Source organism: Streptomyces seoulensis (assembly GCF_004328625.1).
GTDB classification, from domain to species: Bacteria; Actinomycetota; Actinomycetes; order Streptomycetales; family Streptomycetaceae; genus Streptomyces; species Streptomyces seoulensis.
The window spans coordinates 4,309,847-4,333,513 of sequence record NZ_CP032229.1 but is presented as its reverse complement, the minus strand read 5'-3'; the positions used below and the strand labels follow the sequence as shown (position 1 = coordinate 4,333,513).

Sequence of the window (23,667 nt, the reverse complement as noted above, 5' to 3'; positions counted from 1 at the left end):
GTGGTTCAGCCGCGGAAGCGGGCCGCGTCGAAGTTGGCGGCGCTCATCGTCCGGTGGGCGTTGTCGGACTGCTCCTGGTCGCCGCCCGCGAACGCGCCGTCCATCCCGGACTGGCCGCCCAGGATCGAGGCGAGCGAGCCGTTCAGCGCGGCCGTGATCTCGTCCGCGCGCTGCTTGAACGAGTCGAACATCGCCTTGCCCTCGCCGTTGAACTTCCCCTCCAACGGCTGGGCCGCGGCGATCAACTGGTGGATCAGCGACCCCAGATCGTCACTCGACCCGACGGTGCTCTTCGTCAGCGTCGCAAGCGTCGTCGACCCCATGTCGAACTTCATGGAGATTCCCCCCGCACCCGTGGTCCAGATCGTCGGCGGTCATGACGCCCCATCACCCTCCGACGCCACACCCGCCACCCATCTCATCACACATACTCACCGAGGGTGGTTGCGGGTGCAACGCATAAACACCGAGTTGGCTTGAACTGCCGCCCCGGTCGAGCATCTCTTGCAGTCGGGGCAGCATGGCTGCGCACAGGGCGGGTGTGAGGTCGGGGCCGTCGTCGTCCGGGTGGTCGAGCAGGGGCGCCAGGGTGGTGGAGACGCTGTGCCACTGACGGTCCCAGCCGAAGCCCTCCATCGCGGCCAGCGTGAACCCCTCCGCCTCGGCCGGCCCTTTCCGGAACATGTGAGACCCGCTGTAGGACCGGGCGATGTCCGGGGTCGTCACATCGCCATCGCCGGGGAGGAGTGCCACTTCATCGAGCCGTGGCACACGCGCCGACGTGCCGCCCCCTCGATCCCGGAGCGGCACGTCAGCAGATGTCAGTTGGCGGTCGCGTCAGCCTTCTCGGCGGACTCGGCGGACTCGGCGGAGCCGGCGGACTCAGCGGACTCAGCCGGAGTCCCCTCCCCCTTCTCCCCCGAAGGCACACCCTCCCGCCCCGGCAGCAACACCGCCACCACGACCGTCCCGATCCCGAGGATCACCGCACCGATCAGGCTCGTATGCGCCACCGCGTCCGAGAACGACGCCCCCACAGCCTCCGCCATCCGATGGGCGCCGGTCGCCAAGGACGAAGCCTGCTGCTTCAGTTGGGCGGCCTGCTGCGGGTCGGTCGCGGCGGCCGCCTTCGCCGCCAGGGACTGGGCCTTCTCGCCGATGGACTGGGCCACGGCGTAGCCCGCGCCGACGGAGTCCTGGGCCGTGGCGAGGGCCTGGGACGGGAGGCCGGAGCCCTTGGTGGCCGAGGTCAGGTGGTCGTCGTACGACGTCGCCAGCAGTGAGCCCAGGATCGCGATGCCCAGCGAGCCGCCCAGTTCCAGCGACGTGTCGTTCACCGCGCCGCCCACGCCCAGCTCGGACTCGGGGAAGGCGCCCATGATCGCGTCGGTGCAGGGGGAGAGGGCGAGGCCGATGGCGAGGCCCAGGATGACCAGGGAGGGGACGAAGTCGGAGTACGTCGACCCCGCGTCCACCCGCGTCAGCAGCGCGAGCGCCACCGTGCCGGCCACCATGCCCGCGCCGACCGTCCACCGCATGCCGACGCGCGGGGTGAGGTAGCCGGTCAGGGCGGAGCCGGCGAAGACCGCGCCGGCCAGCGGGAGCATGCGGACGCCGGTCTCCAGGGCGTCGTAGCCGAGGACGAACTGGAGGTGCTGGGTGAGGTAGTAGAACGCGCCGAAGACGGCCAGGAAGAAGAGGGCGACCGCGAGGTTGGAGCCCGCGAAGCGGCGGTTGGCGAAGCGGCGTACGTCCAGCACCGGGCGCGGGTGGCGCAGTTCCCACAGGACGAAGGCGATCAGGCCGACGCCCGCGACGACCGCCGCCGTCACCGCCTTGACGCCCCACCCGAAGTGCGGCCCCTCGATGATCATGTAGACCAGCGCGGCGATCCAGAGGACCGAGAGCAGGCCGCCGACGTAGTCGATACGGTCGTGGTGGCCCGCCTTGGACGGCGGTACGAGGACCAGCGCGCCGACGATCGCCACGGCGGCGACCGGCACGTTGATCAGGAAGGTCGAGGCCCAGCCGTGGTCCCGCAGCAGCGCGCCCGCGACGACCGGGCCGGCCGCGATGGCGAGGCCCGCGGTCGCGGTCCACAGGGTGATCGCCTTGACCCGCTCGGCGCGCGGGAAGGTCGCCGCGAGCAGCGAGAGCGTCGCGGGCATGATCAGCGCCGCGCCGACGCCCATGACCGCGCGGGCCGCGATGACCGTGGCGGACGAGTCCGCGAGGTTGCCGAACACCGCGCCGCCGCCGAAGACGACGAGGCCGAGGACGAGCGCCCCGCGCCGGCTGTACTTGTCGCCGATCGCACCCAGCAGCAGCATCAGCGCGGCGTACGGGACGGTGTAGCCGTCGATGACCCACTGCAGGTCCGCGCTGGACAGCCCCAGGTCGCGGGTCATGTCGGGCGCGGCGACCGTGAGGGCGGTGTTGGCCATCACGATGATCAGCAGGCTGAGGCAGAGCACGAGCAGCGCCCACCAGCGCCGGGCGTACGGGCGCTCCATCCTCTCGACCGGTTCGTTCATGACGAGTCGCATGACAGCGGCTGACCTTCCTCGACAGCGGGCACAACAGGTACTTGCACAGCGGCGTGCAATTGCACAACCATGTGCAATGTACGACCTTGCACACTGCCGTGCAAGTCGAGAAGGTGTGCACAATGACTGCCATGACCACGGGTAACACCAGCCGCGCCGACACCAACCGCCGCCGCATCCTCGACGTCGCCCTCGCCGAGCTGCTGCGCGACCCGGACGCCTCGATGGACCAGATCGCGCGCGCCGCCGGTGTCGTACGGCGCACGGTGTACGGGCATTTCCCCAGCCGGGAGGCGCTGATCGGCACGCTCGTCGACGAGGCGGTGCAGGTGCTGACCGACGCGGACCTGTGCGCCCGGGACGACGGCGCCGGGCCGGCCGACGCGGTGGCCCGTTCCGTGCTCGCGGTGTGGGAGATCGCCGACCGCTACCGCCTGCTGATCGCGCTGGCCCAGCGCACGGTCACCGTGCAGGGCATCCGCGACCGCCTCGCCCCCCTGCGTGAGGAGAAGACACGGGTGCTCCAACGCGGTCTGGACGAAGGGGTGTTCAGCTCACCGCTGCCCGCCGCCGCACTGGCCTTCGTGCACGAGCAGCTGCTCTTCGCGGTCATGGAGGCGGTGAACGAGGGGCTGCTTCCGCCGGAGGAGGCGGGGCACGCGGCGGCGGTCACCGCGCTCACGGCGGCGGGCGTGCCGGCCGACACGGCACGGGAGTTGGTGGCGCGGGCGGGCGAGACGGCGTGAAAGACCGGCCGTCCGGCCCCGGTTCAGGCGGGGTCGGGCGGCCGGCGACAGAAGGCCCCTCACACGGGGGCCGGAACTCCCGTCACGCCTTGGCGAGTTCCTTACCGCCCTCTTCCTCCGCCGCCGGGGGCCGCTCCTCGTCCCGTCCCTCGTCCAGCAACGTCGTCTCGTCGAAGGGAAGTTCACCCGCGAGCACCCGCCGCACGCGCTCCTGGTCGATCTCCTTCGTCCACGTACCGATCAGCACCGTGGCGACGGAGTTGCCCGCGAAGTTGGTCAGCGCCCGCGCCTCGCTCATGAAGCGGTCGATGCCGACGACCAGGCCGATCCCGTCCACCAGCGCCGGCTTGTGCGACTGGAGACCGCCCGCGAGCGTGGCGAGGCCGGCGCCGCTGACGCCCGCCGCGCCCTTGGACGCCAGCAGCAGGAACAGCAGCAGCGGGATCTGCTCGCCGAGGGACATCGGGGTGCCGAGCGCGTCCGCGATGTAGAGGGACGCCATGGTCATGTAGATCATGGTGCCGTCGAGGTTGAAGGAGTACCCGGTCGGCACGGTGATGCCGACGACCGCCTTGCTGACGCCGAGGTGCTCCAGCTTGGCGATGAGCCTCGGCAGCGCGGACTCCGAGGACGACGTCGACAGGATCAGCAGGAACTCGCGGGCGAGGTACTTCAGCAGCAGGAAGATGTTCAGCCCGGAGACGATCCGCAGCAGCGCGCCGAGCACCACGAAGACGAACAGCACGCAGGTGACGTAGAAGCCGAACATCAGCACCGCGAGGCTCTTGAGCGCGTCGATGCCCGACGAGCCGACCACGGCCGCGATCGCGCCGAACGCGCCGATGGGCGCGGCCCACATGACCATGGCCAGGATGCGGAAGACCAGCCGCTGGATGTGCTCGATGCCGCGCAGTACCGGCTGCCCGGCCGCGCCCAGCGCCTGGAGCGCGAAGCCGGTGAGCAGCGCGACCAGCAGGGTCTGGAGCACCTGGCCCTCGGTGAAGGCGGACACGAAGGTGACCGGGATGATCGAGAGCACGAAGTCCACCGGGGGCAGCGCGTCGGCGGACACCTGCGCGTGGCCGGTCTGGCGCAGCGCGGCGGTGAGGTGCAGACCCTCGCCGGGGTGCAGCACGTTGCCGACGACCAGGCCGATGGCGAGCGCCACCAGCGACATCACGGTGAAGTAGCCGAGCGCGATGCCGCCGACCGCGCCGACCTTCGCGGCCTTCCGTACGGAGCCGATCCCGAGCACGATCGTGCAGAAGATGACCGGCGAGATCATCATCTTGATCAGGTTCACGAACCCGGTGCCGAGCGGCTTCAGCTCCACCCCGGCATCGGGCCAGATCAGGCCCACGGCGATGCCGAGCGCGACCGCCACGATGACGGCGATGTACAGGTAATGGGTACGGTCCCGCTTCACGGCGGGGGCGGCTGGTGCCGTACCGGGGGTGCTGGCGGCCACGACTGCTCTCCTTGACGTCTTCGTCGGCATGACCGGCGTGCGGCTCACGTCCGGGCGTTGCAGGGGATCGCGGTGACTATCTCCCGCCGTGTGAGGGCGGTCACCCTTCCGTTCATTTAGTTCACACCCGAACGGACAGGCACACTGCTAGGCATGCGCGCCCCAGCCCTCCCCCGACCCCGCAGCCTGGCGGGCCAGCTCTTCGCCATGCAGGCGGTGCTGGTCGCGGTGGTGGTGGCCGGGTACGCGCTGTTCACCTACGTCAGCGACCAGCGCCAGGCGCGGGACGCGGCGGAACGCCAGGTCACGGCGGTGGCCCGGTCCATCGCGGACGCCCCCTCGGTGCGAGCGGCGATCGGCGCCCCGGACCCCTCCGCCGAGCTGGAGCCGTACGCGCTCCAGGTGATGCGGGACGCCGACGTCGACTTCGTCACGATCATGGACCCGCGCGGCATCCGCTGGACGCATCCGACGCGGGACGAGATAGGGCGCCGCTTCCTCGGCCGGACCGGGCCCGCCCTGCGCGGGCACACCTTCACCGAGACGTACACCGGCACGCTGGGCCCGTCCGTGCGCGCGGTGACGCCGGTGACGGACGGGGGCCGGGTGATCGGGCTGGTCAGCGCCGGGATCAAGGTGGAGGCGATCAGCGCGCGGGTCCAGGACCAGGTGACGGCGCTGCTCGGGGTGGCGGGGGCGGCGCTGCTGCTGGGGGCGGTGGGTACGTACGTCATCAACGCGCGGCTGCGGCGGCACACCCACGGGATGAACGCGGCCGAGCTGAGCCGGATGCACGACTACCACCAGGCGGCGCTGCACGCGGTGCGCGAGGGGCTGCTGATGCTGGACGGGGCTTACCGGGTGGCGCTGATCAACGACGGCGGGCGGGAGCTGCTCGGGGTGGGCGGCGAGGTGGTCGGCCGCTCGGTCGCGGACCTCGGTCTGCCCGGTCCGCTCACCGGGGCCCTGCTGTCCTCCGCGCCCCGGGTCGACGAGGTGCATCTGACCGCGTCCCGGGTGCTGGTGGTCAACACCTCGCCGGTGTCCGGCGGGGAGCACCGGGGTACGGTCGTCACGCTCCGGGATGTGACCGAACTCCAGTCGCTGATGGGTGAGTTGGACTCCGAGCGCGGGTTCAGCCAGGCGTTGCGGTCGCAGGCGCACGAGGCGGCCAACCGGCTGCACACCGTGGTGTCGCTGATCGAGCTGGGGCGGGCGGAGGAGGCGGTGGAGTTCGCCACGGCCGAGCTGGAGCTGGCCCAGACGCTCACCGATCAGGTGGTCGCGGCGGTGGGCGAGCCGGTGCTGGCCGCGCTGCTGCTGGGCAAGACCGCGCAGGCGCACGAGCGGGGCGTGGAGCTGGTCGTCTCGCCCGAGAGCCGGATCGACGACGGCGTACTCCCGCCGGACCTCGCGGTGCGCGACCTCGTCACCATCCTGGGCAACCTGATCGACAACGCGGTGGACGCGGCGCAGGGCAGCGCGGGGGCACGGGTCACGGTGACGGCGTACGCGGCCGGGGAGGCGCTGCTGCTGCGGGTGGCGGACACCGGCCCCGGCGTCGACCCGGCCCACGCGGACCTCGTCTTCCGGCGCGGCTTCACCACCAAGCCGGCCGGCCCCGGCGGGCGCGGCCTCGGCCTGGCACTGGCCCGGCAGGCGGTCACCCGGCTCACCGGCACCCTGACAGTGGCCGAGGCGGAGGGCGGCGGCGCGGTGTTCGAGACCCGGCTGCCGCTGGAGCCTCCGGCGGAGGGCGAGGGCATACGGCCGACCGGTACCAGGACCGGTGGCTCCACGCTCCCGCCCCGGCTGCCGGGTGAACCTCCGGCGGAGAGCGTGGAGACCCGGCCGGCCGGTACCAGGACCGAGGCGCCCCCGCGCCCGGCGTCGGGAGGCGGCGCATGATCCCCGAACAGGCACCCCTCCGTGTCCTCGTCGTCGAGGACGACCCCGTCGCCGCCGACGCGCACGTCCTCTACGTGGGCCGCGTACCGGGCTTCGTCGCCGTCGGCCGGGCCGGCACCGGCGCCGCCGCGCGTCGCGTCCTGGACCGCGCCCCGGTCGACCTCCTCCTGCTCGACCTGCACCTCCCCGACGTGCACGGCCTCCAGCTCGCCCGCTCCCTGCGCGCGGCCGGCCACCAGGCGGACGTCATCGCCGTCACCTCGGCCCGAGACCTGGCGGTGGTCCGCGAGGGCGTCTCGCTGGGCGTGGTCCAGTACGTCCTGAAGCCCTTCACCTTCGCCACCCTCCGCGACCGCCTCCTGCGCTACGCCGAGTACCACGCGGCGGCGGGCGAGGCGAGCGGCCAGGACGAGGTGGACCGGGCGCTGGCCGCCCTGCGCGCCCCGGCCCCGGCGGCCCTGCCGAAGGGCCTGAGCGCGCCCACGCTGGAGCGGGTCACGGGCGTCCTGCGCGCGACGCCGGAGGGCCGCACGGCGGCGGAGGTGGCGGAGGAGGTCGGCATCTCCCGCATCACGGCCCGCCGTTACCTGGAGTACCTGGTGGACGCGGCCCGCGCGGCGAGGCGCCCGCAGTACGGCCAGGTGGGGCGGCCCGAGCTGCGGTACCACTGGCTGCGGGAGCGCTGAGCGCTCCCGCGTCCGGCGTCCAGAAGGCCCGGCGTCTAGAAGACCGACTCCGCCTCGTCCATGCGGGAGACCGGGACCGTCTTCAGTTCGGTGACCGCCTCGGCCAGCGGGACCATGGCGATGTCGGTGCCGCGCAGGGCGGTCATGCCGCCGAACTCGCCCCGGTGGGCGGCTTCGACGGCGTGCCAGCCGAAGCGGGTGGCGAGGACGCGGTCGTAGGCGGTGGGGGTGCCGCCGCGCTGGATGTGGCCGAGGATGACCGGGCGGGCCTCCTTGCCGAGGCGGCGCTCCAGCTCGTAGGCGAGGGCGGTGCCGATGCCCTGGAAGCGCTCGTGGCCGAACTGGTCGATGTCGCCCTTGCCGTAGTCCATCGTGCCGTCGAGCGGGTGGGCGCCCTCGGCGACGCAGATCACGGCGAACTTCTTGCCGCGCGCGAACCGCTCCTCGACCATCTTCATCAGGTCGGCCGGGTCGAAGGGGCGCTCGGGCAGGCAGATGCCGTGGGCGCCGGCGGCCATGCCGGACTCCAGCGCGATCCAGCCCGCGTGCCGGCCCATGACCTCGACGACCATCACCCGCTGGTGGGACTCGGCGGTGGTCTTGAGGCGGTCCATCGCCTCGGTGGCCACGCCCACGGCGGTGTCGAAGCCGAAGGTGCGGTCGGTGCCGGAGATGTCGTTGTCGATGGTCTTCGGCACGCCGACGACCGGCAGACCCGCGTCGGACAGCATGCGGGCCGCCGTCAGGGTGCCCTCGCCGCCGATCGGGATCAGCGCGTCGATGCCGAACTCCTCGGCCATGTCGGTGGCCCGCTCGCACGCCTCGCGCAGCCGGTCCCGCTCCAACCGGGAGGAGCCGAGGATGGTGCCGCCGAGCGCCAGGATGCCGCTGACCGCGTCCAGGTCGAGGGAGCGGTAGTGCCCGTCGAGCAGACCCCGGTAGCCGTCCTCGAAGCCGATGACCTCGTCGCCGTAGTGCGCCACGGCGCGGTGCACGACCGACCGGATCACGGCGTTCAGGCCGGGGCAGTCGCCGCCTGCGGTGAGAACTCCGATGCGCATCGTGCTGTGTCTCCTGCTCGCTGTGGGTACCGGTGAGCCGCTCCGATTCTTTCACGGCCGCCGAACGGCCGACGACCACCGCCCCACCAGCGCCGGAAGGCTGACGGGCGCTTTATCCAGGCCCGGAGGTATTGTCAAGAGGGTTCCGCTCACCTCAGGTGGGCGATTTTTGTGAGAGCAAGGAAGCAAGGATCGGAGAGCACGCGTGACACGCAGCGTGTACGTGACCGGGATCGACCGGGGCGACGGCCGCCAGGTCGTCGACCTGGGCGTCATGGAACTGCTGACCCGGCAGGTCGACCGGGTCGGGGTGTTCCGCCCCCTCGTCCACGACGGCCCCGACCGCCTCTTCGAACTGCTCCGGTCCCGCTACCGCCTGAACCAGGACCCCGCCACCGTCTACGGCATGGGCTACCAGGAGGCGTCCGCGCTCCAGGCCGAGCGCGGCACCGACGAACTGGTCTCCGCCCTGGTCGACCGCTTCCACCTGGTCGCCCGCGACTACGACGTGGTCCTCGTCCTCGGCACCGACTTCGCCGACACCCAGCTCCCCGACGAGCTGGCCCTCAACGCCCGCCTCGCCAACGAGTTCGGCGCGTCCGTGATCCCGGTGGTCGGCGCCCGCAAGCAGTCCGCCGAGTCGGTGCTCGCCGAGACCCGCAACGCCTACCGCGCCTACGCCGGCCTGGGCTGCGACGTCCTCGCCATGGTCGCCAACCGCGCCGCCCGCGAGGACCGCGACGAGATCGCCGACCGGCTCACCGACCGCATGCCGGTCCCCTGCTACGTCCTGCCCGACGAGCCCGCCCTCTCCGCGCCGACCGTCTCGCAGATAGGGCATGCCCTCGGCGCCAAGGTGCTGCTCGGCGACGACTCGGGCCTCGCCCGCGACGCGCTGGACTTCGTCTTCGGCGGCGCCATGCTGCCCAACTTCCTCGCCGCCCTGACCCCCGGCTGCCTGGTCGTGACCCCGGGCGACCGCGCCGACCTCGTCGTCGGCTCGCTGGCCGCGCACAGCGCCGGCACCCCGCCCATCGCCGGTGTGCTGCTCACCCTGAACGAGGTGCCGAGCCAGGAGGTCCTCACCCTGGCCGCCCGCCTCGCCCCCGGCACCCCGGTGCTCTCGGTGGCCGGCACCAGCTTCCCCACCGCCGGGCAGCTGTTCTCGCTGGAGGGCCGGATGACGGCCGCCACCCCGCGCAAGGCGGAGACCGCCCTCGGCCTGTTCGAGCGGTACGTGGACACCGCCGACCTCGCCCGCCGGGTCTCCGCGCCCAGCGGTGGCCGGGTCACCCCGATGATGTTCGAGCACAAGCTGCTGGAGCAGGCCCGCTCCGACAAGCGCCGTGTCGTGCTGCCCGAGGGCACCGAGGAGCGCGTCCTGCACGCGGCGGAGGTGCTGCTGCGCCGGGGCGTGTGCGACCTCACCCTGCTCGGCCCGGTGGACCAGATCCGCAAGAAGGCCGCCGACCTCGGCATCGACCTGGCCGACTGCCAGCTGATCGACCCGGCCACCTCCGAGCTGCGCGACTCCTTCGCGGAGAAGTACGCCGCCCTGCGCGCCCACAAGGGCGTCACCGTGGAGCTGGCCTACGACGTGGTCTCCGACGTGAACTACTTCGGCACCCTGATGGTGCAGGAGGGTCTGGCCGACGGCATGGTCTCCGGCTCGGTGCACTCCACCGCGGCCACCATCCGCCCGGCCTTCGAGATCATCAAGACCAAGCCGGACTCCGCGATCGTCTCCTCGGTCTTCTTCATGTGCCTGGCCGACAAGGTGCTGGTCTACGGCGACTGCGCGGTCAACCCCGACCCGAACGCCGAGCAGCTCGCGGACATCGCGGTGGAGTCGGCGGCGACGGCCGCGCAGTTCGGCGTGGAGCCGAGGATCGCCATGCTGTCGTACTCCACCGGCACCTCCGGCTCCGGCGCCGACGTGGACAAGGTCCGCGAGGCCACCGAGCTGGCCCGCGAGCACCGGCCCGACCTGAAGATCGAGGGCCCGATCCAGTACGACGCGGCCGTGGACGCCGCCGTGGCCGCGACCAAGCTGCCGGGCTCGGAGGTGGCCGGCCAGGCCAGCGTGCTGATCTTCCCCGACCTCAACACGGGCAACAACACCTACAAGGCCGTCCAGCGCTCGGCCGGGGCCATCGCCGTCGGGCCGGTCCTCCAGGGCCTGCGCAAGCCGGTCAACGACCTCTCGCGCGGCGCGTTGGTCCAAGACATTGTGACCACCGTCGCGATCACGGCAATCCAGGCGCAGGCGCCGACCGAAAGGGCTTCCCAGCAGTGACCCCCACCCGTGTACTCGTCCTCAACTCCGGCTCGTCCTCGCTGAAGTACCAGCTCCTGGACATGCGGGACAGCAGCCGTCTCGCGGTGGGTCTGGTGGAGCGGATCGGCGAGCAGACCTCCCGGCTGCGCCACACCCCGCTCGCAAGCGGCGAGACCCGCGAGCAGAGCGGGCCGATCGCCGACCACGAGACCGCGCTGAAGGCGGTCGCCGAGGAACTGGCCCGCGACGGCCTCGGCCTGGACTCCCCGGAACTGGCCGCGATCGGGCACCGGGTGGTGCACGGCGGCATGTTCTTCACCGAGCCCACCGTCATCGACGACTCGGTGCTCACCGAGATCGAGCGGCTGATCCCGGTCGCCCCGCTGCACAACCCGGCCAACCTGACCGGCATCCGTACCGCCAGGGCGCTGCGCCCGGACCTGCCGCAGGTGGCCGTCTTCGACACCGCGTTCCACACCTCGATGCCGGAGTCCGCGGCGCGGTACGCGATCGACCCGAGGATCGCCGACCGGTACCGCATCCGCCGCTACGGCTTCCACGGCACCTCGCACGCCTACGTGTCCCGGGAGACCGCGCGGCTGCTCGGCAGGGCGCCCGAAGAGGTGAACGTGATCGTGCTGCACCTGGGCAACGGCGCGTCCGCCTCCGCGGTGGAGCGTGGCCGGTGCGTGGACACCTCGATGGGGCTGACCCCGCTGGAGGGGCTGGTGATGGGTACCCGGTCCGGTGATCTGGACCCGGCGGTCATCTTCCATTTTGCCCGTGTCGGGGATATGTCCATGGACGAGATCGACACTCTTCTCAACAAGAGGAGCGGCCTGTTCGGTCTGTGCGGGGACAATGACATGCGGGAGATCCGACGCCGCGTCGACGAGGGCGACGAAGCGGCGGCCCTCGCCTTCGACATTTACATTCATCGCATCAAGAAGTACATCGGCGCCTATTACGCCGTACTCGGACAGGTGGACGCGGTGGCGTTCACGGCCGGCGTCGGGGAGAACGCGGCGGCCGTGCGCGCCGCGGCGGTCGCGGGCCTTGAGGGCCTTGGCCTTGCGGTGGACGAGGAGCTGAACGCCGTACGGTCCGACGACGCCCGGCTGATCTCGCCCGCGTCCGCGCGGGTGGCCGTCGCCGTGGTGCCGACCGACGAGGAACTGGAGATCGCGACGCAGACCTATGCGCTGGTCGGAAAGAAGAGCTGAGCATTACACCGCAGTAACACGCCTGAGCGCCTGTCCGCCCATTTGCATCGTCTGTATCTTCCGCCCTCTTCCGCCGGCCGGAATATTCCGCAGTGAAACAAACCGATAGGATCGCCTCATGCGCCGTTCGAAAATCGTCTGTACTCTCGGCCCCGCGGTCGACTCCCACGACAAGCTCGTCGCCATGATCGAGGCGGGCATGAACGTGGCCCGGTTCAACTTCAGTCACGGCACCCACGCCGAGCACCAGGCGCGGTACGACCGCGTCCGGGCCGCCGCCAAGGAGACCGGGCGCGCCATCGGCGTCCTGGCCGACCTCCAGGGCCCGAAGATCCGGCTGGAGACCTTCGCCGAGGGTCCGGTGGAGCTGCAGCGCGGCGACGAGTTCGTCATCACGACCGAGGACGTCCCGGGCGACAAGCACATCTGCGGTACGACGTACAAGGGCCTGCCCGGTGACGTCTCGCGCGGCGACCAGGTCCTGATCAACGACGGCAACGTCGAGCTGAAGGTCGTGGACGTCGAGGGTCCGCAGGTCAAGACGATCGTCATCGAGGGCGGTGTCGTCTCCGACCACAAGGGCATCAACCTGCCCGGCGCGGCCGTCAACGTGCCCGCGCTGTCCGAGAAGGACGTCGAGGACCTGCGCTTCGCCCTGCGCATGGGCTGCGACATGGTCGCCCTCTCCTTCGTCCGCGACGCCAAGGACGTGCAGGACGTCCACAAGGTGATGGACGAGGAGGGCCGCCGGGTCCCGGTGATCGCCAAGGTGGAGAAGCCGCAGGCGGTCGAGAACATGGAGGACGTCGTGATGGCGTTCGACGGTGTGATGGTCGCCCGTGGTGACCTCGCCGTCGAGTACCCGCTCGAGAAGGTCCCCATGGTGCAGAAGCGCCTGATCGAGCTGTGCCGCCGCAACGCCAAGCCGGTGATCGTCGCGACCCAGATGATGGAGTCGATGATCACCAACTCCCGGCCGACCCGCGCCGAGGCGTCCGACGTGGCCAACGCGATCCTGGACGGCGCGGACGCGGTCATGCTGTCGGCCGAGTCCAGCGTGGGCGCGTACCCGGTGGAGACCGTCAAGACGATGTCGAAGATCGTCAAGGCGGCCGAGGAGGATCTGCTCTCCAAGGGCCTCCAGCCGCTGGTGCCGGGCAAGAAGCCGCGTACGCAGGGTGGTTCGGTGGCCCGTGCGGCGGCCGAGATCGCCGACTTCCTGGGCGGCAAGGGCCTGATCGCGTTCACCAAGTCCGGTGACACCGCCCGCCGGCTCTCCCGCTACCGCGCGGCCCAGCCGATCCTGGCGTTCACCACGGACGAGGGCACCCGCAACCAGCTCACGCTGAGCTGGGGCGTGGAGTCGCACGTGGTGCCGTTCGTCAACACCACGGACGAGATGGTCGACATGGTCGACCAGGAGCTGGCCAAGCTGGGCCGGTTCAACGACGGCGACACGGTCGTCATCACCGCGGGCTCGCCCCCCGGTGTCCCCGGCACCACCAACATGGTCCGGGTGCACCACGTCGGCGGCGGCGACCGCAACTGACGCCTGAAGACAGGACCGTGGCCCGGTCCCCCTCGTCGAGGGGGACCGGGCCACGGTGTTGTGCGGCTCCCGGACGGGCTCTCGGTGGTGCGGCTCAGTCCGCGTACTGGTGAAGCTTGGGGATGGTCAGCGTGCCGCCGAACTGCGCGGCCTGCTGGACGGTGACGTCCGTGAAGTAGATCAGCGGGATGTTCAGCGGCGGCGGGCTGTCCGGGCTGAAGGTGATCGGGATCAGACCGAACAGCTTGCCCGAGATGCTCTCGGTGTACATGGTGGTGTCGCCGTCACGGATCGTGGACGTCGTGCCCTTGCCGGCCTGGACGTGGTACGTCTTGCCGGACGCCTTGTCCTTCACCGTCTGGTGCAGGTCGCCGATGTCGGTGCCGCCGGAGATGACGTACTTCAGCACCTTCTTGACCGTGCCGTTGGCGGTCCGTACCTGGACGACGCCCTGGTAGTCGGCGCCCTTGAGCAGCAGCGAACTGGCGTTGAGGTACCAGGGGTCGTCGGCGAGGAGCTGCTTGTTGTCGACGCCGCCGACGTCGTCCGTGGCCTTCTCGCACCCCTTGGCGGCGTCGGAGGCGCTCGCGGAGGGGCTCGGGCTGGCGGAGGCCGAGGTGCTCGGCTCGGGGGTCTCCTCGGCCTTCTCACCGGCCTTCGCCGAACTCTTGGCGCCCGCCGTGGGGTCCGTCTTCCCCGCCTGCTTGTCCTCGTCGCCCCTGGCGGGAGCCGAGGAGGTCGCGGAGGGCGCGGGGGTGCTGGTCGCGGAGGGCGTGGAGCCGGTCGCGGAGGGCGTGGGGGTCGCGGACGGCGTACCGGCCTTCTTGCCACCGGTCAGGACGTCGCCGAGGGCGTCCCCGATCGTCCCGAGCAGCCCGCCGTCGGCGCTCTTGGAAGCCGCCGGAGACGAAGCCGGGGCCGACGGGGTGTCCTTGGCGGCCGGCGGCTGCGCGGCCTGGGGCTTCGAGGCGGCCGAGGAGGAACCGTCGGCGGTCTTGCCGTCCTTGCCGTCGTCGCCGGAACCTGAATCCGGCGAGGACGTCTTGCCGTCCCCCTCATCGGCGTTGCCGGCCTTGTCCCCGGCGGAGGCCGAGGGGCTGGGCTTGGCCGTTCCGGTGCTCTCGGCGGCGGAGGGCGAGGGGCTCGCGGAGGTGTCGTCCACCTTGCCGCCCAGCGCCTCGACGCAGTTCTTGTAGTCGGCCGCCTTCTGGCTGTTGGAGGCCGGGGTGCCGCCGCCGCTGTCGGCGATGGCGAGCGTGGACGTGAATCCCATGCCCATCAGTACCGCGGTCGGCATCGCCACGGAGGCGATGGCCTTCCCGGCCGGCATGTGGAGCCGGGTGAACAGCAGTTTCTTGGGGGCCGCGTGGCGGGGCCCGGTTCTCGCACGGGACCCGTCCACATCGGGCCCGTGGGTCACCTCGTCAGCCGGCACTGTGCCTCCCGTTCACCTCGTTGGCCGGGCTCGTTCCTGACAGGTCCATCGGCGCGTCCACCGGCTCCGCGCCGCGCGGGGCCGGGACGCCGTACCGGCCGGACTCCTCCGCCTTGGCACCCGGTCCGGGCGTCCAGGCGATGCCCATGGCACCGCCCACCATGGAGAGGAGGAAGCCGATGACGAAGCCGCCGAAATTGGACACGGGGATGGACACCAGCGCGAGCAGGATCGCCGCGACGCCCGCGAACACCCGTACGTGCTTCTGGAACCAGAGGCTGATGCCCAGCACGATGAGCAGCACGCCGATGATCAGCGAACCGGCTCCGGCGGTGGTGGCCATCGCCACCGTCAGATGACCGATCTGAAGATGGGCGTACGGGAAGTACATGATCGGAAAGCCGCCGAGCATGACGAACAGACCGGCCCAGAAAGGCCGGGCGCCCCGCCAGGCGCGGAACTGCAGCCTCCGGCGGGTGAACTGGCCGGGTGCGGCGGCAGGAGTCTCGGCGCTCATGGAAAACAGCTCCCTGGTGCGGCATTGCTGTGGTGGAGATGGGGGCCGCGGGTCAGCGGCGGCCTGCGAGTGGACGGGCGGGAGAGCCTTCACTCCCCCGCCCGTTCAGGCAGTGCCTAGTAGCACTCGGCCTTGGTGCCGGTGGACAGCGCCATGTGCAGACCGTTGAGCTTGAAGGTTCCGGCGGTGGTGGCCCACGCCGTCTGCTTCACATCGGTCAGCTCGGCCTTGGTCGCCTCCTGGGCGAACCCGTACGGGTTGGCCTGCTTGTTGGCGATCTCACCGCTCTTGATGCCGGGACCCTTGAGGTCCTTGCCCGCGACACCGATGTTGATGTCGTGGAACGTGGCGTCGGCGCCCAGGTCCTCGACGTCGATGTACAGGTTGTCGGCCTCGACCTGCTTCTTCGCGTCGGAGCTCTCACCTGCCGTCAGCCGCAGTGTGACCGAGCCGATCCCCGGGATGCCCGGGGTGACGACCGACTGGCACATCTTGTGGATCGTGGCCTTGGAGAACGCCGACACCGCCACCGGGTGGGCCGTCTTCTCGCCGGTCAGGGTGTAACCCGAGTCGATCGCGCCGTACTGCGAGAAACCGGTGCCGTTGAGCGTCTCGGCGGTCACCTTGAACGACTGACCGGACACGCTGAACGACGCGGCGAGAGCACCCTGCGCGAGGGCGACGCCTATCACGGCCGTAGCGGCGACGCTGGGCACCATGACCACAGCGAAGCGCTTCCATCTGGTCCCGCCACGCACCTGGGACTCCATATTTCCTCCTTCTCGGACGTACATCTCCTGTCCCGGAATCGCCCCAACGGGCGGCTCGGCCGGGCAGGGATGGGAGAAGTGCTACGTCCTCGGGAAGGGGAGCGCCCGTGCTCTTCGGCACGAACCCGCGCCCGAACAACCGGCGTTCACCCCCGAGCGACAACCACTGGTCGCGCCTGACGCACATCACGCACAACCTTCGGGACAGGCTTCACCGGGACGGTGAAGACCCCCCTGCCCCAGAGCCGGCGCCACTGCCGCCGGCTCTGCTCGGTGGGGACCCAGAGACTCCCGCTTCCCGGCCGGCTGCCGGGGTGCGGAATTGGACCGAGCGTGGCCGATCGTGGTGCATTCTCGCCGCCCGCACAAGGGGCGCCGTTACCGGCTAGTAACGGCGCGATAACCGAACAACGACCCAGCGGTCTCGGAGCGCGACAGACCGTGCCATCAGTGGGCAGAGCAAAGCCGTTGAACCCCGGGCGAAGCCGGACAGATCAACGGCTGTGACTTACTCGCAGTAACAGCAGGCCGGTTTACCAAGTTTTGGTAAAGCGTGATCACTCATGCACCAGACCGGCCACTCGGCGAACCCGGCAACACGCGCGACGCGCCCCGACGCCGCGTCAGAAGAGCGCCCGCGCCAGGGCCCTGCGCGCCGCCACCACCCTCGGGTCGTCGGCACCCACGACCTCGAACAGCTCCAGCAGCCGCCGGCGCACCGCTTCCCGGTCGTCGCCGGCGGTACGGCTCACGGTGTCGGTCAGCCGGCCGAAGGCGTCCTCGACATGACCGCCCACCAGATCCAGGTCGGCGGCGGCGATCTGGGCCTCCGCGTCACCGGGCTTGTCGGCCGCGTCCCTGCGCACCCGCTGCGGGTCCATGCCCTGCACGCGCTGGAGCAACTCGGCCTGCGCGAGACCGAGTTTGGCCTCGGTGTTGGCCGGGTCGTCGCTCAGCACATTGCGGTACGCCTGGACGGCACCGCCGAGGTCGCCCGCGTCCAGCGCCTCCACGGCGGCGGCCAGCAGGGCGTCGTACGGGCCCGCCGGCGCCTCGGCGGCGGGGGCGGCGCCCGGAGCGGCGTTCGGGTCGACCGTCAGACCGGTCAGGCCGAAGCGCTGCTCGGCGACCTGGATCAGCTGGTCGAGGGTCTCCCGGATCTGCTGCTCGTCGGCCGCGCCCTGGAAGAGGGGGAGCGCCTGTCCCGCGACGACCGCGAAGACGGCGGGAATCCCCTGGACCCCGAACTGCTGCATCAGCATCTGGTTGGCGTCGACGTCGACCTTGGCGAGCAGGAAGCGCCCGTTGTATTCGACGGCCAGCCGCTCCAGCAGCGGGCTGAGCTGCTTGCAGGGCTGACACCATTCGGCCCAGAAGTCGATGACGACCGGGACTTCGGCGGAGCGCTGGAGGACTTCGCGCTCGAAGCCCGCCTCATCGACGTCGATGACGAGGTCGGCCGGCGACACCGCGCCGGCGCCGCCGTGCCGGGCGGCTTCGGCGCGCGCCTGCTCCGCCTTGGCCTTGGCCTCCTGGGCCGCCTTCACCGCGGCGAGGTCGACGACGCCGCTCATGGACATGTTCCGTGGCTGCATGCGTCTATCCTCCCCCGTTCCGGCGCATGAAGGAAAAAAACGATCGTGGTCGGCGATCGCGTACGGCGCCGGGTCCCCACCCGCGCCTGTGGTCATCGCCCGTGTACGTCCGTCACGAGCTTTCGCTACGAGTCGTAGCGTAATAGCAGTGGGGGGTCGAGCGACAGCGGTTTCCGGTGATCTCCCTCACGGGGATCCGGGGTGCCCGGATATGGTCCTCTTCATGCAGAGCCGCACCCCCGCCAGTCGTACCGGGCGCCCGCGCAGCGCCGCCGCGGATGCCGCGATCCTGGCCGCGACGCGGGAGAGCCTGGTGGAACTGGGCTGGTCCGGGCTCACCTTGTCGGACGTGGCCGCGCGGGCCGGGGTGGCGAAGACGACCCTCTACCGCCGCTGGTCGGGCAAGCACGAGCTGGTGGTGGACGCGGTGGCGGAGCTGTTCGACGAGCTGGTGCTGCCCGACCGGGGCTCGCTGGCGGCCGACATCGAGGGCGTGGTGCTCCAGTTCGCGGCGATCCTGAATCGCCCGGAGGCCAAGTGCGGGCTGATGGGCGTGGTCGCGGAGTCCACGCGGGACGACGCGCTGCGCGAGCGGGTGCGCACCTCGATCGTGGAGCGGCAGAAGCGGCTGGTGCTCGCCGGGCGGGCACGGGCGCAGGAGCGCGGCGAACTCCCGCCGGAGGCCGACCCGGAGGAGTCCGCGCGCACGGTCGACCTCATCTTCGACATGGCCGCGGGCGCGGTGGTGCACCGCACCCTGGTCAGCGGCAAACCGGCGGACGAGGAGTGGGCGCGGGGCTTCACCCACATCCTCCTCCTGGGCCTCACCACCCCGACCCCGAACCTCACCCTGCCGGGTGAACCGGTGAGTTGACGCGGGGCTAGAAGCCGGCGGGCTCGGTGTACACCCCCCACTCGTCGCGCAGCACCCCGCAGATCTCGCCGAGGGTGGCCTCCGCGCGGACCGCTTCCAGCATGGGCTCGATCATGTTGGCGCCGGAGCGGGCGGCGGCCAGCATGGCGTCGAGGGACTCGCGTACGGCCGTGTCGTCGCGGGCGGCCTTGCGGGCGGCCAGGACGCGGACCTGCTCGCGCTCGACCTCGTGGCTGACCCGGAGGATCTCCAGGTCGCCGGTGACGGAGCCGGTGGCGACATTGACGCCGACGACCCGCTTCTCCCCCTTTTCCAGCGAGCGCTGGTAGCGGAAGGCGGACTCGGCGATCTCGCCGGTGAACCAGCCGTCCTCGATGCCGCGCAGGATGCCGGAGGTGATGGGGCCGACGGGGTGCTGCCCGTCGGGGTGGGCCCGCAGGCCCCGCTCCTTGATCTGCTCGAAGATCTTCTCGGCGTCCGCCTCGATGCGGTCGGTGAGCTGCTCGATGTACCAGGAACCGCCCAGCGGGTCCGCGACGTTGGCGACGCCGATCTCCTCCATCAGCACCTGCTGGGTGCGCAGCGCGATCTCGGCGGCCTGCTCGCTGGGCAGCGCGAGGGTCTCGTCCAGGGCGTTGGTGTGCAGCGAGTTGGTGCCGCCGAGCACGGCCGCGAGCGCCTCCACGGCGGTGCGGACGACGTTGTTGTACGGCTGCTGCGCGGTCAGCGAGACCCCGGCGGTCTGGGTGTGGAAGCGGAGCCACTGCGCCTTGTCGGTCTTCGCGCCGTACACGTCCCGCATCCAGCGGGCCCAGATGCGGCGGGCGGCGCGGAACTTGGCGATCTCCTCGAAGAAGTCCACGTGGGCGTCGAAGAAGAAGCTGAGGCCGGGGGCGAAGACGTCCACGTCGAGGCCACGGGAGAGGCCCAGCTCGACGTACCCGAAGCCGTCCGCGAGGGTGTACGCCAGCTCCTGCGCGGCCGTCGCCCCGGCCTCGCGGATGTGGTAGCCGGAGACGGAGAGCGGCTTGTACGCGGGGATGCCGGCCGCGCAGTGCTCCATCAGGTCGCCGATGAGGCGCAGGTGGGGCTCGGGCTGGAAGAGCCACTCCTTCTGGGCGATGTACTCCTTGAAGATGTCGGTCTGGAGGGTGCCGTTGAGCACCGCCGGGTCGACGCCCTGGCGCTCGGCGGCGACGAGGTACATGCAGAAGACGGGGACGGCGGGGCCGCTGATCGTCATGGAGGTGGTGACGTCGCCGAGCGGGATGTCCCCGAAGAGGACCTCCATGTCGGCGGCCGAGTCGATGGCCACCCCGCAGTGCCCGACCTCGCCCAGCGCGCGCGGGTCGTCGGAGTCGCGGCCCATCAGGGTCGGCATGTCGAACGCCACGGACAGGCCGCCGCCGCCCGCCGCGAGGATCATCTTGTACCGCTCGTTGGTCTGCTCCGCGTTCCCGAACCCGGCGAACTGGCGGATGGTCCAGGTCCGCCCCCGGTACCCGGTGGCGTGCAGCCCGCGCGTGTACGGGTACTCCCCCGGCCACCCGATCCGCTCGAACCCCTCGTACACGTCCCCGTCACGCGGCCCGTACACCGGCTCGACCGCGTCCCCCGACAACGTACTGAAATCCGCGTCGCGCTTCCGCGCGCGGTCATACCGATCCTGCCACCGCCGGCGGCCTTCTTCGATCGCGTGAGCGTCCATACCATCGAATTTACTTGGACGTCCTAGTAAATGTCGATGGGAAACCGCCGTACGAGTGCGTACGGCGGTACCGGTTACGCCTTGACGACCGCCGGCGACGGCTGCGCGACCTTGGCCTCCAGCTCGTGGCTGATCTTCCGCTCGACGAAGAAGGCGGCGGTCGGGATGGTGCCCGCGATCAGTACCCAGAGCTGCTTGCCGACCGGCCACTTCGCCTTGGAGCCCAGGTCGAAGGCGAAGACCAGGTAGACCACGTACAGCCAGCCGTGGGCGATGCCGATGATCCGCGTGAAGTCGCCGGCGCCGTCCAGGTGGAGCAGGTACTTGGCGATCACGCCCAGGGTCAGCAGGACCAGCAGCACACCGGTGACGTAGGACATCACCCGGTAGCGGGTCAGCACGCTCTTCTTCATACGTACGAGCGTAACCACGCGTTCCGGGAGATCTTGTCCCAGGGTGGCTCCCGTAAGGACCCGCAGGTCAGGCGTCCTCGAAGTCCCCCGCCGCCACCCTCAGCGGACGGAGCAGGGTGAAGATGTCGCCGCAGGAGTCCGCGTCGTAGGCGCTGAGGCCGAAGTCCATGGACATGAGGTCCCGGGTGGCGGCGTCGACCACTTCGCGGCCCTTGTCGGTGATGACGGCGAGGGTGCCGCGGCCGTCCTTGGGGTTGGGGCGTTTGGCCACCAGGCCGGTACGGACCAGGCGGTCGACGGTGTTGGTGACCGAGGTGGGGTGGACCATCAGCCGCTCGCCGATCTTGGACATGGGCAGCTCCCCCTCCTTGGAGAAGGTGAGCAGCACCAGCGCCTCGTACCGCGCGAAGGTCAGCCCGTACGGTTTGACCACGGCGTCGACCTCGGCCAGCAGGATCTGCTGGGCCCGCATGATCGAGGTGATCGCGGCCATCGAGGGCACGCTTCCCCAGCGCTGCTTCCAGAGCTCGTCCGCACGGGCGATGGGGTCGAAGGGGAGACTGAGAGGCTTGGGCACGTCATCAGACCCTACCGGCCGGTCATATCGCGGGCAGCCCCGTCTCGGCTTTCGGTCACCCGGCACCCCAGCGCGAGCCCCACACAGCACACGGTGCCCACCACCCCCGCCGCCACGACGGCCGCCCGCACCCCCATGACCTCGGCCATCACCCCCGCCAGCGCCATCCCGACCCCCTGGATCGTCATCAGCCCGGCGCTCAGCAACGTCATCGCCCGCCCCCGCAGCTCCTCCGGCACCGCCCGCACGAACCACTGGTCCAGCCCGAGCGTGTACGCCGAGCAGGCCCCGGCCAGCACCAGGAGCAGCAGCGACGGCCAGAGGCCGGGCGCGAGGGCGTACCCGAGGTACGGCACCACCGCGACGCAGAGCAGCGGCAGCACGATCCGCTCCCGCGTCCCCGCCCCGAGCCGCGCCCCCGCGAACAGCTCACCCGCGATCGTGCCGACGGGCAGCGCGCACATCAGCAGCCCCAGCCCGGTGGAGCCCGCGCCCAGCATGTGGGAGTAGGGCGCGGCGAGCGCCTCGGGGAAGACGAGGAACATCGCCGGCACCCAGAAGACGAGCAGCAGCACCAGCACCCGCCGCTTCCGCAGCAGTACGAGGGTCCCGCCGCCCTGTTCCCGGTCCCGCCGCCGGGCCGGCCGCCGCCGGGTGCCGAACCGCAGCAGCGCCGCCGAGGCGAGGAAGGTGCCGACGGTGATCAGCAGCGCGTGCCGGGGGCTGACGACGGTCAGCAGCAGCCCGCCCGTCCCGTACCCGACGAGCAGCGCGCTCTGCGAGACGATCCGGATCAGCGACCGCCCGAGCACGAAGGCGTCCCCGTCCCCGAGCACGTCCGCGAGGGTCGCCATCCGGGTCCCGGAGAACACCGGCGAGACGACGGCGACCCCGCAGCGCAGCACCAGCAGCACCGCGACCCCCGTCCCGGGCACCACCATCACCGCCACGCACGCGGCGCACACGAGGTCGCACACCACCAGCACCCGCCGGGCCGGGAACCGGTCGGCGACCGGCGCGAGCAGCGTCCCGCCGAGCGCGTACGGCAGGAAGCCCACCGCGAAGGCCAGCGCGCTCATCAGGGGCGACGCGGTGAGGTCGTAGACGAGGACGGACAGCGCGATCTCGCTGACGACCATCCCCAGCAGGGACAGCACATGCGCGGCGAACAGGGCGCGGAACTCGGGGACGGCGAGGACGTGGCGGTACCCGGTACGGGGAGCCACCGGGGCCGTGGGCGGTGCGGACATGCCGGGCAGCCTGCCGGGGGCCGGGCCGGGCGGCGTAGAGTTTCGGCTCCAGCCGAATGTCCACCGGAAGGGATGGCAGCCGTGGCTTCTCACCTGCACTTCGGTGAGGAGGACTTCCTGAACTGCCGGTTCGCCGTCTCCCCGCTCTGGGAGACGCAGGACGCGGTACGCACGCTGCGCCGCCCGGACCGGCAGGGCTACCACGTGCCGTGGCTGCGCCGCATCCGTACGGCGGCCGCCGGCCTGGACCTCGCTCCGCTGTGGCTGCTGATGCCCCGCCGGGGCCACTCCCCGGACTGGCTCGGGGCGCCGCCGATCGGCCCGGCGGCCACCTTCGAGGAGGAGATCGCGGCGGTACGGGCGGCCGATCCGGAGGCGGCCCGCGAGGACACCGCCCGTTCGCTGGCCTGCACCCCGGGCGCGCTGGCCTCGGAGCGCGGCCGGGCGTGGCTCGCGGACCCGGTACGGATGGTGCGGGAGCTGGCGGACGCCCTGGAGGTGGCGTGGCGGGTGCTGGTGGAGCCGGAGTGGCCCCGGCTGCGGGCGCTGCTGGAGGCGGACGTGGCCTTCCACTCGCGCCGCCTCGCCGAGGCCGGCCTCGGCACCCTGCTGACCGAGCTGGACACCCGGCTGAGCTGGGACGGCCGCACGCTGACCCTGCCGGGCGGGGTGTACGAGCGCCGGCTCGGCGGGCGGGGCCTGGTGCTGATGCCGAGCGTGTTCTGCTGGCCGGACGTGATCACCGGCTTCGACCCGCCCTGGCAGCCGACCCTCGTCTATCCAGCGCGCGGTGTCGGCGGCCTGTGGGCCGAGCCGGGCGCCCGTACCCCTGAGGCCCTGGTACGCCTGCTGGGCCGCAACCGCGCGGCGGTACTGGCGGCCCTGGACGACCCGGCGTCCACCACCGCCCTGGCCCACCGCCTGGACCTCGCCGCCTCCTCCGTCTCGTCCCACCTGACGGTCCTGCGCGAGAGCGGCCTGCTGACGTCCCGCCGGTACGGGCATCAAGTGCTGTACGAGCGGACGCCGTTGGGGATGGCGCTGGCGTCAGGGGGCTGACGGA

Annotated in this window: 21 protein-coding genes; 8 read left to right on the top strand and 13 right to left on the bottom strand. The window is 71.3% G+C overall.

Annotated features, from left to right (window positions below):
• Positions 1 to 5: 5 nt before the first annotated feature.
• The 3 genes from D0Z67_RS20270 to D0Z67_RS20260 form a co-directional block, all read right to left on the bottom strand.
• Positions 6 to 335 carry a hypothetical protein gene (locus tag D0Z67_RS20270; protein WP_031181272.1) on the bottom strand — a complete coding sequence of 110 codons (330 nt, stop codon included), beginning with the start codon at positions 333 to 335 and terminating at the stop codon, positions 6 to 8.
• A 52-nt stretch (positions 336 to 387) separates the two neighbouring features.
• Positions 388 to 726 carry a hypothetical protein gene (locus D0Z67_RS20265; RefSeq protein WP_131589674.1) on the bottom strand — a complete coding sequence of 113 codons (339 nt, stop codon included), beginning with the start codon at positions 724 to 726 and terminating at the stop codon, positions 388 to 390.
• Between the two features lie 95 nt (positions 727 to 821).
• Entirely contained in the window at positions 822 to 2,546 is a 1,725-nt protein-coding gene (locus D0Z67_RS20260) for an MFS transporter (RefSeq protein WP_051887664.1), read from the bottom strand.
• A 131-nt stretch (positions 2,547 to 2,677) separates the two neighbouring features.
• Here D0Z67_RS20260 and D0Z67_RS20255 point away from each other — a divergent pair, with 131 nt between their 5' ends.
• On the top strand, positions 2,678 to 3,292 hold the full coding sequence (locus tag D0Z67_RS20255; protein WP_199812174.1) for a TetR/AcrR family transcriptional regulator: 615 nt from the start codon (positions 2,678 to 2,680) through the stop codon (positions 3,290 to 3,292).
• Positions 3,293 to 3,374: 82 nt separating this feature from the next.
• On the opposite strand, the gene D0Z67_RS20250 is transcribed toward D0Z67_RS20255, so the two are convergent.
• Complete coding sequence (locus D0Z67_RS20250) at positions 3,375 to 4,790, bottom strand: cation:dicarboxylate symporter family transporter (protein ID WP_051887685.1); 1,416 nt, start codon at positions 4,788 to 4,790, stop codon at positions 3,375 to 3,377.
• A gap of 123 nt (positions 4,791 to 4,913) precedes the next feature.
• On the opposite strand from D0Z67_RS20250, the gene D0Z67_RS20245 reads away from it, so the two are divergent.
• Positions 4,914 to 6,668, top strand: coding sequence for a sensor histidine kinase (locus D0Z67_RS20245; RefSeq protein ID WP_078873300.1), 1,755 nt, complete (start codon positions 4,914 to 4,916; stop codon positions 6,666 to 6,668).
• Positions 6,665 to 7,354 (top strand): response regulator, encoded by a 690-nt coding sequence (locus tag D0Z67_RS20240; protein ID WP_031181266.1) that lies wholly within the window; start codon positions 6,665 to 6,667, stop codon positions 7,352 to 7,354. Before D0Z67_RS20245 ends, D0Z67_RS20240 begins: the two co-directional genes overlap by 4 nt.
• A gap of 35 nt (positions 7,355 to 7,389) precedes the next feature.
• Here the strand turns inward: D0Z67_RS20240 and D0Z67_RS20235 are convergent, their stop codons facing one another.
• Positions 7,390 to 8,415, bottom strand: coding sequence for an ATP-dependent 6-phosphofructokinase (locus D0Z67_RS20235; RefSeq protein ID WP_031181265.1), 1,026 nt, complete (start codon positions 8,413 to 8,415; stop codon positions 7,390 to 7,392).
• Between the two features lie 205 nt (positions 8,416 to 8,620).
• Between D0Z67_RS20235 and pta the strand changes: the two genes are divergently transcribed.
• The 3 genes from pta to pyk all read left to right on the top strand — a co-directional run bounded on the left by pta (position 8,621) and on the right by pyk (position 13,465).
• Positions 8,621 to 10,711: a phosphate acetyltransferase gene (pta, locus tag D0Z67_RS20230; protein ID WP_031181264.1), complete on the top strand. Its 2,091-nt coding sequence runs from the start codon at positions 8,621 to 8,623 to the stop codon at positions 10,709 to 10,711.
• Positions 10,708 to 11,916: an acetate kinase gene (locus tag D0Z67_RS20225; protein WP_031181263.1), complete on the top strand. Its 1,209-nt coding sequence runs from the start codon at positions 10,708 to 10,710 to the stop codon at positions 11,914 to 11,916. The genes pta and D0Z67_RS20225 overlap by 4 nt, the downstream gene beginning before the upstream one ends.
• Before the next feature lie 118 nt (positions 11,917 to 12,034).
• A complete protein-coding gene (gene pyk, locus D0Z67_RS20220; RefSeq protein WP_031181262.1) occupies positions 12,035 to 13,465 on the top strand; it encodes a pyruvate kinase in 1,431 nt (476 codons plus the stop codon).
• Between the two features lie 94 nt (positions 13,466 to 13,559).
• Here the strand turns inward: pyk and D0Z67_RS29945 are convergent, their stop codons facing one another.
• The 4 genes from D0Z67_RS29945 to D0Z67_RS20195 all read right to left on the bottom strand — a co-directional run bounded on the left by D0Z67_RS29945 (position 13,560) and on the right by D0Z67_RS20195 (position 17,782).
• Complete coding sequence (locus D0Z67_RS29945) at positions 13,560 to 14,900, bottom strand: hypothetical protein (protein WP_031181261.1); 1,341 nt, start codon at positions 14,898 to 14,900, stop codon at positions 13,560 to 13,562.
• Complete coding sequence (locus tag D0Z67_RS20210) at positions 14,890 to 15,417, bottom strand: DUF6114 domain-containing protein (protein WP_031181260.1); 528 nt, start codon at positions 15,415 to 15,417, stop codon at positions 14,890 to 14,892. Before D0Z67_RS20210 ends, D0Z67_RS29945 begins: the two co-directional genes overlap by 11 nt.
• 116 nt (positions 15,418 to 15,533) lie before the next feature.
• The gene (locus D0Z67_RS20205; RefSeq protein ID WP_031181259.1) at positions 15,534 to 16,187 is read right to left on the bottom strand and encodes a DUF6230 family protein; all 654 of its coding nucleotides are present in this window, start codon (positions 16,185 to 16,187) and stop codon (positions 15,534 to 15,536) included.
• Between the two features lie 623 nt (positions 16,188 to 16,810).
• Positions 16,811 to 17,782 (bottom strand): tetratricopeptide repeat protein, encoded by a 972-nt coding sequence (locus D0Z67_RS20195; protein ID WP_031181258.1) that lies wholly within the window; start codon positions 17,780 to 17,782, stop codon positions 16,811 to 16,813.
• A 223-nt stretch (positions 17,783 to 18,005) separates the two neighbouring features.
• On the opposite strand from D0Z67_RS20195, the gene D0Z67_RS20190 reads away from it, so the two are divergent.
• Positions 18,006 to 18,656, top strand: a complete 651-nt coding sequence (locus D0Z67_RS20190) for a TetR/AcrR family transcriptional regulator (protein WP_031181257.1) — start codon at positions 18,006 to 18,008, stop codon at positions 18,654 to 18,656.
• A 7-nt stretch (positions 18,657 to 18,663) separates the two neighbouring features.
• Here the strand turns inward: D0Z67_RS20190 and D0Z67_RS20185 are convergent, their stop codons facing one another.
• The 4 genes from D0Z67_RS20185 to D0Z67_RS20170 form a co-directional block, all read right to left on the bottom strand.
• Positions 18,664 to 20,364: a coenzyme B12-dependent isobutyryl-CoA mutase large subunit gene (locus tag D0Z67_RS20185; RefSeq protein ID WP_031181256.1), complete on the bottom strand. Its 1,701-nt coding sequence runs from the start codon at positions 20,362 to 20,364 to the stop codon at positions 18,664 to 18,666.
• Positions 20,365 to 20,438: 74 nt separating this feature from the next.
• A complete protein-coding gene (locus D0Z67_RS20180) occupies positions 20,439 to 20,777 on the bottom strand; it encodes a DUF3817 domain-containing protein (RefSeq protein ID WP_031181255.1) in 339 nt (112 codons plus the stop codon).
• 67 nt (positions 20,778 to 20,844) lie between these two features.
• Positions 20,845 to 21,354 (bottom strand): MarR family winged helix-turn-helix transcriptional regulator, encoded by a 510-nt coding sequence (locus tag D0Z67_RS20175; RefSeq protein ID WP_031181254.1) that lies wholly within the window; start codon positions 21,352 to 21,354, stop codon positions 20,845 to 20,847.
• Positions 21,355 to 21,365: 11 nt separating this feature from the next.
• Entirely contained in the window at positions 21,366 to 22,604 is a 1,239-nt protein-coding gene (locus D0Z67_RS20170; RefSeq protein ID WP_037774962.1) for an MFS transporter, read from the bottom strand.
• 81 nt (positions 22,605 to 22,685) lie between these two features.
• Between D0Z67_RS20170 and D0Z67_RS20165 the strand changes: the two genes are divergently transcribed.
• Positions 22,686 to 23,663, top strand: coding sequence for an ArsR/SmtB family transcription factor (locus tag D0Z67_RS20165; protein WP_031181252.1), 978 nt, complete (start codon positions 22,686 to 22,688; stop codon positions 23,661 to 23,663).
• The last annotated feature ends 4 nt before the right edge of the window (positions 23,664 to 23,667 follow it).

Coding starts and splice junctions, on each gene's coding strand:
- D0Z67_RS20270 (WP_031181272.1), bottom strand. CDS start 335: ATGAAGTTCGACATGGGGTCGACGACGCTTGCGACGCTGACGAAGAGC.
- D0Z67_RS20260 (WP_051887664.1), bottom strand. CDS start 2,546: ATGCGACTCGTCATGAACGAACCGGTCGAGAGGATGGAGCGCCCGTAC.
- D0Z67_RS20255 (WP_199812174.1), top strand. CDS start 2,678: ATGACCACGGGTAACACCAGCCGCGCCGACACCAACCGCCGCCGCATC.
- D0Z67_RS20250 (WP_051887685.1), bottom strand. CDS start 4,790: ATGCCGACGAAGACGTCAAGGAGAGCAGTCGTGGCCGCCAGCACCCCC.
- D0Z67_RS20245 (WP_078873300.1), top strand. CDS start 4,914: ATGCGCGCCCCAGCCCTCCCCCGACCCCGCAGCCTGGCGGGCCAGCTC.
- D0Z67_RS20240 (WP_031181266.1), top strand. CDS start 6,665: ATGATCCCCGAACAGGCACCCCTCCGTGTCCTCGTCGTCGAGGACGAC.
- D0Z67_RS20235 (WP_031181265.1), bottom strand. CDS start 8,415: ATGCGCATCGGAGTTCTCACCGCAGGCGGCGACTGCCCCGGCCTGAAC.
- pyk (WP_031181262.1), top strand. CDS start 12,035: ATGCGCCGTTCGAAAATCGTCTGTACTCTCGGCCCCGCGGTCGACTCC.
- D0Z67_RS20210 (WP_031181260.1), bottom strand. CDS start 15,417: ATGAGCGCCGAGACTCCTGCCGCCGCACCCGGCCAGTTCACCCGCCGG.
- D0Z67_RS20205 (WP_031181259.1), bottom strand. CDS start 16,187: ATGGAGTCCCAGGTGCGTGGCGGGACCAGATGGAAGCGCTTCGCTGTG.
- D0Z67_RS20195 (WP_031181258.1), bottom strand. CDS start 17,782: ATGCAGCCACGGAACATGTCCATGAGCGGCGTCGTCGACCTCGCCGCG.
- D0Z67_RS20190 (WP_031181257.1), top strand. CDS start 18,006: ATGCAGAGCCGCACCCCCGCCAGTCGTACCGGGCGCCCGCGCAGCGCC.
- D0Z67_RS20185 (WP_031181256.1), bottom strand. CDS start 20,364: ATGGACGCTCACGCGATCGAAGAAGGCCGCCGGCGGTGGCAGGATCGG.
- D0Z67_RS20180 (WP_031181255.1), bottom strand. CDS start 20,777: ATGAAGAAGAGCGTGCTGACCCGCTACCGGGTGATGTCCTACGTCACC.
- D0Z67_RS20170 (WP_037774962.1), bottom strand. CDS start 22,604: ATGTCCGCACCGCCCACGGCCCCGGTGGCTCCCCGTACCGGGTACCGC.